Below are 14,277 nucleotides of genomic sequence, written 5' to 3' on the forward strand. Positions count from 1 at the left end.
CGAATTGGTCATCAGCACGCCGTTGCCGAGCTCCGGCATGATCGGCGTAACCACCACGCATGTGTCGACGACGATGACGACGCCGCTTGCCTCGAGCCTCTTTCGCCGGCCGTCCCGCTCCAGCAGGGCGAGCGCGTGGCGGCCGGTGCAGGCATAGATCGGCACAGCGAGCCGACGCCCGGCGATCAGGCGCTCCAGGCTGTCGAACTCGGCGCTCGACAGATGCGGGCTGCCGATCGCCACCGCGTCGATGCTTTCGGTCGCCGCGGCGGTCGACAGGCCCGCGCGGGCCTTGGCAACCATGTCGGTCGTCACGCGGATCACCGCTTCCGGCTCCGGTCCGGCCAGAATGGCTTCGACGTCGGGCGCTTCGGGCGTCACGCCGGCAATGTGGAACAGGCCGACGGCGCCGGACGAGGCGGCCGCCGCGCCGAAGGCTTTCAGCGCGTCTTCGCCGGGATGGGCGGTCACGCCGGTGACGACACACGATCGCGTTGCCCACCTCGCGGCCATAAAGGCTTCCCAGGATAGGCCAGGCGATCTCCGAGCCAAGGAAGGAAGGCGAGAGGTGCGAGACATCGAAAACGAGCCGCGCCCGGCGGTTGTCGGGCCGATGCAGGCCGTAATCCGGCGCACGGCCGGTGATGGCGCAGGCAATGTCCAGGAAATCGCCATAGCGGTTGGTGCGGGCCCCCAGCACCGAATTGCAGAAGACGACCGCATTGGACTCGCCCCAGGCGACATCGCTGCCGAGCGCGGGCCTGTGTCCGGCCTGATAGGGCGCGCAGGTCCAGCTCTGCTCGCAGCCGAGCTTGCGATAGGCCTCCATCATCCGCCGCGCCATGCTGCGCTGCGGCTCCTCCAGCCGGATGCGCGAGCACCCCATCAGATCGAGCGCACCGAGATTGAGCGTCGAGCGGACCACGACCTTCGCGCCGCCTTCGACCAGTTTTTCGGCGAACAGCGTGCCGGAGTCGCCGTGATACAGCGCGCCGTCGATATGCGTGGAGGCGATCGGGATCAGCCGCGGCGCGCCGAGCAGCCGGGCGCTTTCGGCGACGATGCGCATCGCCATGCCCGCGCCATCCTGCCTGGCGGCGATCGCCTGTTCTTCCGGGCTGAGCGAAAGGCTCAAGGCAGCACCTTACGCATGGTGATGGAGGTCGGCCTGGCATAGCCCTCATGCGCCGTACGCTCGGTCTCGCGAAAGCCGAGCCGGGCGAAGGCCGCATGGTTTGCCGTCAGCTCGATGCGGGTCTGCAGCTCGATCGCATCCTTGCCGCGTTCGCGGGCAAGATCCTCGACCGCCCGCATCAGCCGGGTTCCGATGCGCTGGCCCTGGAGCCGCGGCTCGACCGCGAGCTTCCCGACATAGAAATCCCGCGCCCGCTCCAGCGCGAAGACGCAGCCGACGATGCGGCCGTTCTCGAGAGCCAGAAATCCCGCTTCCCGCTTCGCCTTCTCTGCAAGCGTATCGGCGGTCAAAAGATGCGCTGAGGAGGGCGGGTCGATGACCCCGTCCATATAGGCGAAGGCGCGCCGGACCAGCGCGAGCAGGTCGTCCCACCGGTCGAAATCCGCCGGAAGGCCGGTTATGGATATGCCGACGGTCTGGTCCATGCGCTCAGACGGCCTTGTAGCGGATAGTGTCGAAGCGGGCCGTGAGCCCGTCATAGAGCAGCAGCCGGCCGATCAGCGGCTCACCTATGCCGGTGATCAACTTGACCGCTTCCATCGCCTCCAGCGTGCCGATGACGCCCGTCAGCGCGCCGACGATGCCGGCAACGGCGCAGGACGGCACCAGCCCTTCGGGCGGAGCTTCCGGAAACAGATCGCGATAGCTCGGATTGCGTTTGCCGTCCGCGCCTGTCTCGAACGGCTTCAACACCGTCACCGAGCCGTCGAAGCGGCCGACGGCGGCCGTGACGAGGGGTTTCTTCTCACTGGCGCAGGCATCAGCGGCGGCGTAGCGCGTTTCGAAATTGTCGGAGCCGTCGACAACGACATCGTAACGGGCGACGAGGGCAGGGGCGTTCTGTTCCGTCAGCCTCAGGCTATGCGATTCCACCGCGACGTTGGGGTTGATGCGCATGATCGCCGCTGCGGCGCTGTCGGTCTTGGCCATGCCGATCGTGTCGCTGCCATGGATCACCTGCCGCTGCAGGTTGGACAGCGAAACGGTGTCGTCGTCGACGATGCCAAGCGTGCCGACGCCGGCGGCGGCAAGATATTCCAGCACCGGCGCACCGAGTCCGCCGGCGCCGATCACCAGCACCCGCGCCCGTTTCAGCTTCTGCTGGCCCGGCCCGCCGATCTCCGGCAGCACGATGTGGCGGGCATAGCGTTCGAGCTCTTCGTCGGTCAGGGCGGCGTCGGTCATGGCTGGACCTTATAGCGGTGAGAAAATCTTGTCATGCATGTGCGAGGCGAAGCCTCGTCCCGCCAATGCAAAGCGAAGCCCTGTCATGCACGTCGGTCGCGTCAAGAGCTGGCCGTCGGTCCGACGCTGCCGTAATCGACTGTCAGGAACTGCGCCCGGCCGACAAGGCTCGAGAACAAGGCGGCATCCGTACCGGTCATGAAGGCCTGGCAGTTCAGTTCTTCCAGGATCGAGAACAGCGCCGCGCGCCGGCCCGCGTCAAGATGCGCGGCGATCTCGTCCAGGAGAAGGATCGGCGTCAGTCCCGACATCTCGCCGGTCAGCCTGGCATGCGACAGCACGATGCCGACCAGCAGCGCCTTCTGCTCGCCGGTCGAGCACAGTTCCGCCGGCATCGACTTCGGCCGGTGCCGCACCAGGAGATCGGAGCGGTGCGGACCGTCCAGCGTGCGGCCAGCGGCACGATCGCGCTCGCGGCCGTTGGCAAGCGCGCGGCGGAAGCGCTCCTCGACATCGACGGCCGGCGCGACGGCGACCTCGCTCTCCAGGTCGCCGGCAAGGCTGATGTCGGCCTGCGGAAACGGCCCACTACCGGGCAATCTGTCGATCATGGCGGCAAGCAGCCGCACCAGCTCGGTCCGCGCCGCGGCGATCGCCACCCCGGTCTCGGCCATCTGCGTCTCGATCGCGTCGAACCAGGCGCCGTCGCGGGAGCCCTCGGTAAGCAGACGGTTACGGCCGCGCATGGCTTTCTCATAGTCGAGCGCGCGCTGGCCATGGCCGGGGTCGATGGCCAGCACCAGACGGTCGAGGAAGCGGCGACGGTCCGCCGCCGGCCCGGGAAACAGCCCGTCCATCGCCGGCGTCAGCCAGACGACCCGCAGCCATTCCAGCATATCCTCGGCCGATCGCGCCGGCGCACCGTTGATCCGCACCTTCCTGCCGCCTTCGCCAGCGGTGTCGCCGCCGGAAATGCCGGTGCCGATCTCGACCTGGCCTTCCGGTCCTTCGATGCGCGCATACAAGGCAAAGCCGCCATCGCCGCCTTCGCGCGCAACATCCGCATAGGGCGCGCGGCGCAGGCCCCGGCCGGGAGTCAGGAATGAGATCGCTTCCAGGAGATTGGTCTTGCCCGCGCCATTATCGCCCGACAACACCACCGCGCCGGGCGCAAGGTCGAGCGAAAGCGCCGCGTAGTTGCGGAAATTGGTAAGCGTCAACTTACTTATATAGCTTTGCTGCCGAAGTTGTCTGTTATCCTCGGTCACGGCGACATGCGAGGCTCGTTCAAGCTACACCCGCATCGGCATCAGCACATAGAGCGCGGTTTCGTCGGCCATGTCATGGATCAGCGTCGGCGAACCGGCATCGGCCAGCATGAACTTGGCCTCGGAACCGGTGAGCTGGGCGGCGACATCGAGCAGGTATTTGGCGTTGAAGCCGATCTCGATCGGGTCCGACGAATAGTCGGCCGCCAGTTCCTCGGTGGCGCTGCCAGAGTCGGGGTTGTTGACGGCTAAGGTGAGCTGGCCGTCATTGATCGACAGTTTCACCGCCCGGCCGCGTTCGGAGGAAATGGTCGAAACGCGATCCACCGCCGCGGCGAAGCTCTGGCGGTCGATGATCAGCTTCTTGTCGTTGCCGGTCGGGATGACGCGCTGATAATCGGGGAAGGTCCCGTCGATCAGCTTCGAGGTCAAAACGACGCTGCCGATGGTGAAGCGGATCTTGGTATCCGACAGTTCGGTGGTCACCGCCACATCGGGATCGTCGACCAGTTTCTGCAGTTCGCTCACCGTCTTGCGCGGGATGATGATGCCGGGCATGCCTTCCGAGCCCGCCGGTGCGTCGATCTCGGCGCGCGCCAGGCGGTGTCCGTCGGTCGCCACCGAGCGCAGCTTCAGTTTACCGCCCACCTCATGCGTGTGCAGGAAGATGCCGTTGAGATAATAGCGCGTCTCCTCGGTGGAGATGGCGAACTGGGTCTTGTCGATCAGCCCCTTGAGCGCCGCCGATTCCAGCCGGAAGATATGCGAGAACGAACCGGCCGAAAGCTCAGGGAAGTCGGATTGCGGCAGGCACTGCAGACGGAAGCTCGAACGGCCGGACGTGACGGTCATCGCGTTGCCGTCCTCATCCGTCTTCAACATCACCTCGGCGCCGTCTGAAAGCTTGCGCACGATATCGTAGAGCAGATGTGCCGGCACCGTCGTCGCGCCGCCACGCTCGACTTTGGCGGGGGTCGCCTCCGTCACTTCGAGGTCGAGGTCCGTCGCCTTCATCTCGAGGCTGGCGCCCTCGGCGCTGAGCAGCACGTTGGACAGGATCGGTATGGTGTTGCGCCGCTCGACCACGCGGTGGACGTGGTTGAGGGACTTCAGGAGATTTGACCGTTCCAGGATAACACGCATGACGAAACAGGCTCGCTTCAATGAATGAACGGGTCACCGGCAGGCGGCATCCCGCGAAAGCCCTGAAAGGCTTCCAGAATCTCCGTAAGCTGACAGTAAAAAGCCTGCGAACGCAAGCCCGCGGCACCGGTTACGGCCGGCGGCGCGGGCTTTCTGGGGATAAAGCCGGCGAAGTACGTCGCCCGACTATTTCTGCACTCCCTCAGGCCTGGTCGTTGATCAGCCTTCTGAGCAGTTCGAGTTCCTGCGCCAGCGTGTTGTCCCCGCCCGAAAGGTCCTCGATCTTGCGTACGGCATGCAGCACGGTCGTGTGGTCGCGGCCGCCAAAGCGCCGCCCGATCTCCGGCAACGAGCGTGGCGTCATCACTTTCGACAGATACATCGCCACCTGCCGCGGCTTGACGATCGTGCGCGTGCGCCGGTTGGACAGAAGCTCCGTCTTCGACACGTTGTAGTGGCGGGCCACGATGCGCTGGATGTCCTCGATGCGCACCCGCTTCGGCTCGCCGGAACGGTAGATATGACCGAGGATCTCGTCGATGCGGTCGATGGTGATTTGCGGCTCGAAGGACTGGCGGAACAGAAGCTGGTTGAAGGCGCCTTCGAGCTCGCGCCCGCTGCCGGTCACCGTGCTCGCGACATGCTCCAGGATTTCGTCCGAGATGTCGAGCGAGGCATCATCGGTCTTGGCGATGGCGCGGCGCAGCTTCAGCATGCCGAGCCGCATGGCGAAATCCGGCGCCGACATTTCCAGCGCCACGCCGCCATTCAGCCGCGAACGCACGCGCGGCTCCAGCGATTCCAGTTCCGATGGCGGCCGGTCGGCCGCGACCACGACCTGTTTGGCGCTGTCGAGCAGCATGTTGATGAGGTGGCAGAATTCGTGCTGGATCGACTTGCCCTGCAGGAACTGCATGTCGTCGATGATCAAGAGATCGATGTCGCGCAGCTGCTCTTTCAGCGTCAGCGCGTTGTTGTCCCGGATCGCGGTGGCGAAGCGCCACATGAAATATTCCGCGGTCAGGTAGACGACGCGCGACTTCGGGTTGTGCCTCAGCGATTCCGCGGCGATCGCCTGCAGCAGGTGCGTCTTGCCGAGCCCGACGGTCGCATGCAGGAAAAGCGGGTTGAAACGCACCGCGCTCGACTGCGATTCCGCCACCGCCCTCGCCGCCGCGAAGGCCACTCTGTTCGACGGCCCCTCGATGAAGGAGCTGAATGTGTAGCGCGGGTCGAGCGGCGACCCCAGCACATTGTGGCGGAACTCCGGTTCCGCGGGCGCGCCCGGGCGCGGTGCCGGCGCCCGTTGTTCCACGCGCCCGGCGCTCGCGGTGCCGTTGGCGAGCGCGGTGTGCGTCTGCTTTGTCATCTTGCGCGCCGGCGCCACTTCCGGCTCGACATGATTGCGCCCCTGGCGCGTGGCGGTGCGCACGACGATCTCGATCTTGAGGACGTCCGGATCCTCATGCCGCCACAGCTCAGCGATGAGCTCGAGATAGTGGCCGTTGATCCAGGACCGCAGGAAAGCTGTCGGCACGGAGATACGGACAACACCGCGGGAGGCCTCGGCGACCTTCATGCGACCGAACCAGCTCGAATAGACCTCTGCTCCAAGGCGCGCCTTCAGCTGAGCCTTGACCCGTTCGAACTTCTGTTCCGCGTCGCTGGATGGCACCGCGTCGCGCCCTTCGACAAAAGTTGCTGGAAATGGGAGCTCGCCCGCTATCTCCCTCTCGATGCCGCTCTGCATGATCAAGTCCCTTTGTCTTCTCGTACCCTTTTTCCGCCGGGGATGCGCCTCCTGCATCCTTGGTCCGGCGACCTCATTTTGCCGCGCTGCCGCTGCCGCCGCCGGCAACGATCGTCGCAACTCGCGCAAGGGACCGACTGCCGGCTCCGCACGCCGGCTTTCGACAAAGACAAGGCAATACGCCACCCTCCGGCGAAACGCCGGCGAGACATCGACTGCCATGTACAATTACGCCAGTCCCCTACCCGCACCGAAGAGACAAACCAAGCCGCACGCGGAATTGCTCCACGTCATGAATTCTGCCATTTTGTGCTGGCCGATTCAGGCTAGGTTAGGGGCTAGAGCCCGTCCCTTCGATGGATGGACATTACCGAAATCGCTGTGGATAGGGCAAGGCCACATCTAACGGTTTTTTAACGAATCTGGTTACCGGACAGGGCTTGAAATCGGGTGTCCGGACGGCGCGTTTTGACAAAGCCATTGTGATTCAAACCCTTTTCCGGCGAATATGAAAAAGGCCGGCCGAAGCGAAATATTCTGAAATAATTCTCTTGACAGCTACTTCTCCCCTTTAGCCTGACCGTGAGTTGAACAAGCTGTGGATGACCCGCCGTAAGTCCATGAAAAAACTACTGATTTCTTGACAGGCAAATTTGGGCAGCTGCCGCGGGGAGGGCGTGCCGATATCAGCGGCGCTGAATATGCCGGCAAAACATTACTGGCGCTGGATTCGCGCCACAAGCGTTGCTCACGAGTAAATTTTTTAAGTACTTGCCGGCAAACGAAAAAACCCGGCCTGTGCGACCGGGTTCCACATCGATGGATCGAGGATTATGTCGGTCAGGCCGACAGCGTCTTGACGCGCTGAGCGAGTCGCGAGACCTTGCGGGAAGCCGTGTTCTTGTGGACGACGCCCTTGGTGGCGGCGCGCATCAATTCCGGCTCCGCCGCCTTGAAGGCTTCTACTGCCGCGGCCTTGTCGCCGGCGGCCAGCGCCTCTTCGACCTTGCGGATATAGGTGCGGACGCGCGAGCGGCGGTTCTTATTGACCGCCGCGCGGCGGGCGATCTTGCGCGTTGCCTTTTTGGCCGAGGACGTATTGGCCATGATGCCTCTCTTCTGATCTGGTGAGCGCCAACGGGATGCCGCAGGGCGCAAAAAACAAACGGGCAGCCACAGGGCCGCCTCGGTTGGTGCGCCTTATAGTTCAGCTTTTCCGGCGCGTCAACGCCACTGGGCAGTCTTTTTGGAGACTGAAAACACGGCGCGTCGTCATCCGCTTTCTGTCATCGGCGGCATGGCCTAGCGGTTGGTGAAATTCGGCTTCCGCTTCTCGACGAAGGCGGCCATGCCTTCTTTCTGGTCGTCGAGCGCAAACAGCGAATGGAAAAGGCGGCGTTCGAAGCGGAGCCCTTCGGCGAGCGTCGTCTCGTAAGCACGGTTGACGGCCTCCTTGGTCATCATCACCGACGGCAGCGAGAACTCGGCGATCTTCGCCGCCGCCTTCAGGGCTTCCTCAATGAGCTCTGCGACCGGCACCACCCGCGATACCAGCCCGCTCCGCTCGGCTTCGGCCGCGTCCATCATCCGCCCGGTCAGGCACATGTCCATCGCCTTCGACTTGCCGACGAAGCGGGTCAGCCGCTGCGATCCGCCCATGCCCGGCATGACGCCGAGCGTGATTTCGGGCTGGCCGAACTTGGCATTGTCGGCGGCGATTATGAAGTCGCACATCATGGCCAGCTCGCAGCCGCCGCCGAGCGCATAGCCCGCGACCGCCGCGATGACAGGCTTGCGCGTGCGCGTGAATTCCTCCCAACCGACAAAGAAGTCCTGCGTGTAGGCGTCAGCGAAGGACATCGCCTGCATTTCCTTGATGTCAGCGCCCGCGGCAAACGCCTTTTCCGAGCCCGTGAGCACCATCGCGCCGATCGCGGGATCGGCGTTGAACGCCCCCGCCGCCGCCACGACCTCGCCAAGGACTTGCGAGTTCAGCGCATTGAGCGCCTTGGGCCGGTTCAGCGTGATCAGCCCGACCTTGCCGCGTGTTTCCACGAGAATGGTTTCATAGGCCATGGGTTCGCCTCCTTCCGCGGCAATGGGTTGATCGTTACCGTTCCTAGCTTACCGCTGACAGGTCCGGCAATAGAAGGTCGAGCGGCCGCTTTGCACGATGCGTTCGATATGGCCGCGGCAACCCGGCTTCGGGCATGGCTCTCCCTCGCGGTCATAGACCGCGAAGGAATGCTGGAAATAGCCGAGCGATCCGTCGGCCTGGACATAGTCGCGCAGCGAGGAGCCGCCGGCGGCGATCGCATCGGCGATGACTGAGCGGATCGCCCCGGCGAGGCGTTCGCTTTGCTGTTTCGCCTTCTTGGCCGACCTAGCAATGGTGCCGGCTTCGCGCAGCGGCGACAGGCCGGCGCGCCACAGCGCTTCCGAGACATATATATTGCCGAGCCCGGCGATCAGCCGCTGGTCGAGCAGCGCTGCCTTGAGCGGGGACCTGCGATCCTTCAGCAGCGAGGCGAGCAGGGGGCCGTCGAGCGCGTTGCCGGTTGGCTCGATGCCGAGCCCCGCCAGCATCGGATGTGTGTCCGGCGGCCCTTCGGCAAACAGCATGAAGCCGAAGCGGCGCGGATCGTTGAAGATGACGCGCGATCGCTCGCCGGTTGTCGAGGCGACGTCGAACAAGACATGGTCATGCGCCGTGCTTTTCGAGCGCTCGTGATGGAAGGTGCCAGGTATGTCGCTGCTCCCGGCTGTCTCGACTCGGAACGATCCCGACATGCCGAGATGGCAGATGAGAACCGGGCCGTTTTCGATATGCATCGTCAGGTATTTGGCGCGCCGGCCAAGTGCGGTCACGGTCTTGCCGGTAAGCCGCTCCGAAAAGCGCTCGGGAAAAGGAAAGCGAAGGTCGGGCCTGCGTGCCTCGACCTTGACGAGCCTCGCCCCTTGCAGGACCGGTTGCAGTCCGCGCCGGACCGTCTCGACTTCAGGCAACTCAGGCATGTCCGCCTATCGTTGCGAGGAAGGATGTTCCATGGCGACCGGTTGCCAGGCCGAGATGATCCGCGACGGTTTCGCCGATATCGGCGAAGGTCGGCCTGAGCCCGATGTCGCCGCCCTTCAGCCCTGGCCCGATGCCGATCACCGGAACGCGTTCGCGCGTATGGTCGGTGCCGGGCCAGGTCGGATCGTTGCCATGGTCGGCGGTGAGGATCAGAAGGTCTCCCGGCCCGATGCGCGACAGCGCCTCCGGCAGCCGGCGGTCGAAGGCTTCGAGCGCCGCGGCATAGCCGGCGACATCGCGCCGGTGGCCGAACTCGGTGTCGAAATCGACGAAATTGGCAAAGACCAGATCGCCGTCGCGGGCGTCGTCCATGGCGCCGAGCGCCTTGTCGAACATCGCCATGTTGCCGCCGGCCTTGCGCACTTCCGAAATGCCGCGATGAGCGAAGATGTCGCCGATCTTCCCGACGGCGATGACCTTGCTACCGCGCCCGGCCAGCCGGTCGAGCAGGGTCGGCTCCGGCGGCGGCACTGCATAGTCGCGGCGATTGTGGGTGCGCTGGAACGTAGCGGGCGTCTCGCCCACGAACGGCCGCGCGATCACGCGCCCGATCTTGAGCGGATCGACAAGCCGGCGCACCGTGAGGCAAAGCTCATAGAGCCGCTCCAGGCCGAAATGCGTTTCATGCGCGGCGATCTGCAATACGGAGTCCACCGAGGTGTAGCAGATCGGCTTGCCGGTACGGATATGCTCTTCGCCGAGCCGCTCTATGATCGCGGTTCCGGGCGCATGGCAATTGCCGAGGATGCCAGGCAGCTTGCCTTCGCGGACGATCGCGTCGGTCAGCTCGGCCGGGAAGGCCGGCACTGTATCGGGAAAATAGCCCCAATCGAAACGCACCGGCAGGCCGGCGATCTCCCAGTGGCCGGAGGGCGTATCCTTGCCGCTCGACACTTCCTGGGCGGCGCCATGGAAGGCCGAGGCAACCAGCGGCGCGTCGATGCCGAGTCCCGTCGCAGTTCGCGCCGCCAGGCCAAGCCCAAGCGACATCATGTTGGGCACCGCGAGCGGTCCGCCGCGCAGCCCTTGCCTGTCGGCGCGGCCGTCGGCGCAGGCCTTGACTATGTGTCCGAACGTGTCCGCGCCGGCATCCCCATAGCGTTCGGCGTCGGCCGCGCCGCCGATGCCGAAAGAATCGAGAACAAACAGGAACGCGCGCGCCATGGGTATCTTTGTTGTCAGTCCCGACAACCAGACATAAGGTTCCCCGGCGGTATTGGCAAATCGGAAACCAAACCGCAACGGCTTGGCGTCATGGTTGCGGCGAGACGCGGATGCGGCGGGAGCGAAGGGGATATGGCAAGGCGCAGCAAAACCGCGGCGGGGCACGCCGTGAAAATGTGCGCGGCCGCTCTCGCGGCGTTCGGCGTTGCCTCCTGGCCGGCCCGCGCCGACTGGCGTGACGACATCGGCACATTCCGCATCGGCGTCGTCGCTGAACCGGGCGGCGGCAACACCGTTCCCGGGCTCGCGCGCTTGACCGACGCCTATGCCAATGCGCTCGGCATGAAGGTCGAGTTCGTCGTTGCGCGCGACTACGCGGCGCTGATCGAGGCGCAGGCGAGCGGACGTGTGCAATACGCGGTCTATTCGGCTCTCGCCTATGCCACGGCTTCGGAGCGCTGCGGCTGTGTCGAACCTCTGGTAGCGCCGATCGATGCCGACGGCGCCGTCGGCATCCGTTCCGTCCTGGTGACGCGCGACGGCAGGCTTCCGGACCTCGCCGCCATGGCTGCGCACCGGATCGCGATCGCGCCGGCCGAGAATGTCGGCGGCGCGTTGCTGCCGCTGGCGGCGCTCTCGGCCGAAGGCGTCAAGATCGCGCGGGATTCGCCCTTCCTGGAGCGTGCCGCCTCGGCCACCGCGGCCGAGACGATGCTGGCCGGCGGCGAGGCGGACGCCCTGTTCGGCTGGGAGCCGGCCGCTTCCGATGGCCAGCCCAGCCATTCCGACGGCACGGTCGCGCGGCTGGAGGCGGCCGGTATCCCTGAGGCGTCGCTTCGCGTGTTGTGGATCTCGGGCCTTTTGCGCTACGGCCCGCACGCCGTCCGCAGCGATCTCGACCCCGAGGCAAAGCGCCGGCTGACGGTCTTCCTGACCAATCTCAAGTCACAGACGCCCGATGTGTACGACCTGCTGGAGCGGGTGCATTCCGGCGGTTTTGCGCCGGCCGAGCGGAGGGATTATGCGATGGCGGTGGCGATCGTGCGGCAGGATAGGGCGGGGCAGGAATAGCGTGTCAGCAGTCGCCGCAAGGTATCGTCGGACTCCGGCGGGGCCTCAGATAGTAGGTTTCACTCATCGATATGTTGCTGAAAGCCGAGGTCAGCCCGAGCCCCTGCGAATTGCTGGCGGACCAGGTGATGATGGGTTTGTAGCCGAGGTCGCTCTCAACGCGGACCAGGAAGGTGTTGCGGATTTTCAGCGTCGCCGGCACGGTGGTGATCGAGTTCACGGCCGCGTCGGCGCTGTAGGTGGCGCCCACCAGCTTGCGCGACCAGGCAACCTGCACCTGGGGCGACGCTTCGTCCGTGATCTGTATTCCTGTGATGATGATCGTCGGCAACGAACGGTTGTAAGGCTGCAGCGTCGATGTGCCGATCTTCATGATGGCATCGAGGTTGGCCTTCTGGACGGTCTGCTGCTGCGTGACGAGATCCGCGACCATGCTGCCGATGCGGCTGACCTTCTTGCTGGTCTCGATGGCCTGCGAGGCTTCCATCGTGATGAAATACATGATGAGCAGCACCGGAACGATGAACGCGAACTCGATCGCCGCGACGCCGCGGCGATCGCGGCAAAACCGCTCCACCTTCGGCGAAATCCCCCTGAGTGCCCCCGCACTATGCATATCGTCCTCCACGCCGCGGCTTTAGCCGTCGAGCAGCCTCAATTGTCGTCGAATGGTTCGTTCTGCCAGGTCACCGATGCGAAATGCAGCGTGTTGCCGTCTTTCAGATTGGCCATCGACTTGGCCAGGAAATCGGTCATCACCGGCCATTTGTAGAACACTCGCAACATGTTGATGGACTCCGCCAGTCCCGGCGAGACCGTGAAGGTCATCGAGTTGGTGCCTTGCACCAGCACGATGTCGCCGTCGACGATCTTGAAGCCCGCCGTGGCGGCGTCGGCGAAACTCGGATACTCGCGTAAATCGACGAGCAATCCCGGGCAGTCCTTGGCCACCATGATCTCTAGCCTGCTGCAGATCAGCTGCTTGATGGAGGCTTCGGTGACGTTCGTCCTCTGCAACTGCCCGGTTCGCAGCTGGCGAGCAACATCGTCGGTGGCGTTGGCCATCACCTCCTGGCCGGCGAACGAAATGCAGCTCTCGAGGATGGCGAAGACGAGAAGCGCGAACGGTATGGCCAGCATCGCGAATTCCATCGCCGTGCTGCCGCGCCTATCGCTGAAAAAGCCGGGCCGCGGTTTGGCGCGCACCTCGCTGTCCGTGCCGTTGCCGGATGTGGCATCCTTGCTCATATCGCGTTCCTGCCGATCCCCTTGCGGTACCGGCGGCAAGGTTAGCGAAAACCCATTGAGTTCCGGTTTGGATGATCGTTAAATTCGCCTGGCAAGCTTTAAGCTGTCTTTAATGCCCGTGGGGTTCGCCCCTCGCAGGGCTCAGTGCCCGGCGCTCATTTCGGCTTCGGAAGCCTTCTCGGCCTCGCTCTTGAACGCGCTCTCGCAATAGGGCGTGCAGGACATGGTCTGGACTTCGGCGCGTCTGTAGATGCGTACGGAGGAGGCGGCCTGTCGCACGACCGTCACCTGCTCATCGATGATCGGGCTGCCGTCGGAATCGAGCACGACCATATTGGTGACGCCGAAGCCCTTGCCGGTGAGAACGATGGTCGAGGCGTCCTGCACCGAGGCGTCGGCGATCGCGGGATTGCCGATCACGACCGTGTCGGCGGCGCGCGACAATTTGACGATCTTCGCCTGGTTCATGGTGACTTCTATGCCGGCGCCGGCGCTCGCCGGCATCACCAAGGCGGCAGTTGCCAGCAGCGCGGCGACTGGAAACAGCGATCTCGACAACGTCATTGAAGCGCTCCCGCAGGCAGATTCTTCAACGGAACATGAACGAGATTGGTGAAGCAACGGTTAAGCGGGGCCTGGCATGATTAAGGATCGGCTTGCAGGTGTGTCATGAGTCGAGCACGCTTGCTGTTTTAGCAATATTGCAAAAGCGCCGGTTTCCCGGGAACCGAGCTCCCTGACGATGTTTAGGCCACGGTTAACCAAGCAGCGGGTTCGCCTCCGGAAAGGAATCGGTAAGGCTGTTTATTAAGCCGATTGAAACGGCTTCTCCCTAGATTTGCGGCATCCGATCAACCGCAAAGAGAAGTTGACGGAAGTGCTGTAACACGTGGAGTAGGAGCTCTCGAATGTCTAATCTCATTGCACGTTTCGTGAAAGACGAATCCGGCGCAACCGCCATCGAATACGGTCTGATCGCCGCTCTCATCGCGCTCGCCATCATGATCGGCGCTGGCGCGCTCGGCACCTCGCTGAACGCCAAGTTCCAGAACATTGCCAACACGCTTAACGGCGCCGGGTCTCCGTGATCAAGGCATCGCGCCTTTCGAACAAGAAAAAGGGCCGCCAACTGGCGGCCCTTTTTCTTGCGGTCGGCCGATTTTGATCCTCCGCCCTC

At 64.3% G+C, this 14,277-nt stretch carries 14 protein-coding genes and 2 pseudogenes; 2 read left to right on the forward strand and 14 right to left on the reverse strand.

Going from position 1 to position 14,277, the window contains the following annotated elements; all coding sequences use genetic code 11:
• Positions 1-27: 27 nt before the first annotated feature.
• The 11 genes and pseudogenes from ACVMIM_RS07740 to ACVMIM_RS07790 form a co-directional block, all read right to left on the reverse strand.
• A pseudogene (locus ACVMIM_RS07740) lies at positions 28-579 on the reverse strand (aconitase X); the annotation flags it as partial.
• Positions 527-1,075, reverse strand: a pseudogene (locus tag ACVMIM_RS07745) (aconitase X); the annotation flags it as partial. The pseudogenes ACVMIM_RS07740 and ACVMIM_RS07745, both read right to left, overlap by 53 nt.
• A gap of 56 nt (positions 1,076-1,131) precedes the next feature.
• Positions 1,132-1,620 carry a GNAT family N-acetyltransferase gene (locus ACVMIM_RS07750; protein WP_476111454.1) on the reverse strand — a complete coding sequence of 163 codons (489 nt, stop codon included), beginning with the start codon at positions 1,618-1,620 and terminating at the stop codon, positions 1,132-1,134.
• Positions 1,621-1,624: 4 nt separating this feature from the next.
• Complete coding sequence (locus ACVMIM_RS07755) at positions 1,625-2,380, reverse strand: molybdopterin-synthase adenylyltransferase MoeB (RefSeq protein WP_476111455.1); 756 nt, start codon at positions 2,378-2,380, stop codon at positions 1,625-1,627.
• A 101-nt stretch (positions 2,381-2,481) separates the two neighbouring features.
• Positions 2,482-3,648, reverse strand: coding sequence for a DNA replication/repair protein RecF (gene recF, locus ACVMIM_RS07760; RefSeq protein ID WP_476111456.1), 1,167 nt, complete (start codon positions 3,646-3,648; stop codon positions 2,482-2,484).
• A gap of 24 nt (positions 3,649-3,672) precedes the next feature.
• The gene (gene dnaN / locus ACVMIM_RS07765; RefSeq protein ID WP_040994017.1) at positions 3,673-4,791 is read right to left on the reverse strand and encodes a DNA polymerase III subunit beta; all 1,119 of its coding nucleotides are present in this window, start codon (positions 4,789-4,791) and stop codon (positions 3,673-3,675) included.
• A gap of 202 nt (positions 4,792-4,993) precedes the next feature.
• Positions 4,994-6,541, reverse strand: a complete 1,548-nt coding sequence (gene dnaA, locus ACVMIM_RS07770) for a chromosomal replication initiator protein DnaA (RefSeq protein ID WP_476111457.1) — start codon at positions 6,539-6,541, stop codon at positions 4,994-4,996.
• A gap of 840 nt (positions 6,542-7,381) precedes the next feature.
• Complete coding sequence (gene rpsT, locus ACVMIM_RS07775; protein WP_140751078.1) at positions 7,382-7,648, reverse strand: 30S ribosomal protein S20; 267 nt, start codon at positions 7,646-7,648, stop codon at positions 7,382-7,384.
• Positions 7,649-7,843: 195 nt separating this feature from the next.
• Positions 7,844-8,617, reverse strand: a complete 774-nt coding sequence (locus ACVMIM_RS07780) for an enoyl-CoA hydratase (RefSeq protein WP_476111458.1) — start codon at positions 8,615-8,617, stop codon at positions 7,844-7,846.
• 48 nt (positions 8,618-8,665) lie between these two features.
• Positions 8,666-9,556, reverse strand: a complete 891-nt coding sequence (gene mutM / locus ACVMIM_RS07785; RefSeq protein WP_476111459.1) for a bifunctional DNA-formamidopyrimidine glycosylase/DNA-(apurinic or apyrimidinic site) lyase — start codon at positions 9,554-9,556, stop codon at positions 8,666-8,668.
• Entirely contained in the window at positions 9,549-10,781 is a 1,233-nt protein-coding gene (locus tag ACVMIM_RS07790; RefSeq protein ID WP_476111460.1) for a phosphopentomutase, read from the reverse strand. The genes mutM and ACVMIM_RS07790 overlap by 8 nt, the downstream gene beginning before the upstream one ends.
• A 132-nt stretch (positions 10,782-10,913) precedes the next feature.
• Between ACVMIM_RS07790 and ACVMIM_RS07795 the strand changes: the two genes are divergently transcribed.
• Positions 10,914-11,852: a phosphate/phosphite/phosphonate ABC transporter substrate-binding protein gene (locus tag ACVMIM_RS07795; RefSeq protein WP_476111461.1), complete on the forward strand. Its 939-nt coding sequence runs from the start codon at positions 10,914-10,916 to the stop codon at positions 11,850-11,852.
• A 4-nt stretch (positions 11,853-11,856) separates the two neighbouring features.
• Here the strand turns inward: ACVMIM_RS07795 and ACVMIM_RS07800 are convergent, their stop codons facing one another.
• The 3 genes from ACVMIM_RS07800 to ACVMIM_RS07810 all read right to left on the reverse strand — a co-directional run bounded on the left by ACVMIM_RS07800 (position 11,857) and on the right by ACVMIM_RS07810 (position 13,664).
• Positions 11,857-12,468, reverse strand: coding sequence for a TadE/TadG family type IV pilus assembly protein (locus ACVMIM_RS07800; RefSeq protein WP_476111462.1), 612 nt, complete (start codon positions 12,466-12,468; stop codon positions 11,857-11,859).
• Positions 12,469-12,506: 38 nt separating this feature from the next.
• The gene (locus ACVMIM_RS07805) at positions 12,507-13,100 is read right to left on the reverse strand and encodes a TadE/TadG family type IV pilus assembly protein (protein WP_476111463.1); all 594 of its coding nucleotides are present in this window, start codon (positions 13,098-13,100) and stop codon (positions 12,507-12,509) included.
• Between the two features lie 141 nt (positions 13,101-13,241).
• A complete protein-coding gene (locus tag ACVMIM_RS07810) occupies positions 13,242-13,664 on the reverse strand; it encodes a pilus assembly protein N-terminal domain-containing protein (protein WP_476111464.1) in 423 nt (140 codons plus the stop codon).
• Between the two features lie 344 nt (positions 13,665-14,008).
• Between ACVMIM_RS07810 and ACVMIM_RS07815 the strand changes: the two genes are divergently transcribed.
• Positions 14,009-14,188 (forward strand): Flp family type IVb pilin, encoded by a 180-nt coding sequence (locus tag ACVMIM_RS07815; RefSeq protein WP_476111465.1) that lies wholly within the window; start codon positions 14,009-14,011, stop codon positions 14,186-14,188.
• Positions 14,189-14,277 lie beyond the last annotated feature (89 nt).

This window comes from Mesorhizobium sp. USDA 4413 (assembly GCF_056280365.1).

Coding starts and splice junctions, on each gene's coding strand:
- ACVMIM_RS07750 (WP_476111454.1), bottom strand. CDS start 1,620: ATGGACCAGACCGTCGGCATATCCATAACCGGCCTTCCGGCGGATTTC.
- ACVMIM_RS07755 (WP_476111455.1), bottom strand. CDS start 2,380: ATGACCGACGCCGCCCTGACCGACGAAGAGCTCGAACGCTATGCCCGC.
- dnaN (WP_040994017.1), bottom strand. CDS start 4,791: ATGCGTGTTATCCTGGAACGGTCAAATCTCCTGAAGTCCCTCAACCAC.
- dnaA (WP_476111457.1), bottom strand. CDS start 6,541: ATGCAGAGCGGCATCGAGAGGGAGATAGCGGGCGAGCTCCCATTTCCA.
- rpsT (WP_140751078.1), bottom strand. CDS start 7,648: ATGGCCAATACGTCCTCGGCCAAAAAGGCAACGCGCAAGATCGCCCGC.
- ACVMIM_RS07780 (WP_476111458.1), bottom strand. CDS start 8,617: ATGGCCTATGAAACCATTCTCGTGGAAACACGCGGCAAGGTCGGGCTG.
- mutM (WP_476111459.1), bottom strand. CDS start 9,556: ATGCCTGAGTTGCCTGAAGTCGAGACGGTCCGGCGCGGACTGCAACCG.
- ACVMIM_RS07790 (WP_476111460.1), bottom strand. CDS start 10,781: ATGGCGCGCGCGTTCCTGTTTGTTCTCGATTCTTTCGGCATCGGCGGC.
- ACVMIM_RS07795 (WP_476111461.1), top strand. CDS start 10,914: ATGGCAAGGCGCAGCAAAACCGCGGCGGGGCACGCCGTGAAAATGTGC.
- ACVMIM_RS07800 (WP_476111462.1), bottom strand. CDS start 12,468: ATGCATAGTGCGGGGGCACTCAGGGGGATTTCGCCGAAGGTGGAGCGG.
- ACVMIM_RS07805 (WP_476111463.1), bottom strand. CDS start 13,100: ATGAGCAAGGATGCCACATCCGGCAACGGCACGGACAGCGAGGTGCGC.
- ACVMIM_RS07810 (WP_476111464.1), bottom strand. CDS start 13,664: ATGACGTTGTCGAGATCGCTGTTTCCAGTCGCCGCGCTGCTGGCAACT.
- ACVMIM_RS07815 (WP_476111465.1), top strand. CDS start 14,009: ATGTCTAATCTCATTGCACGTTTCGTGAAAGACGAATCCGGCGCAACC.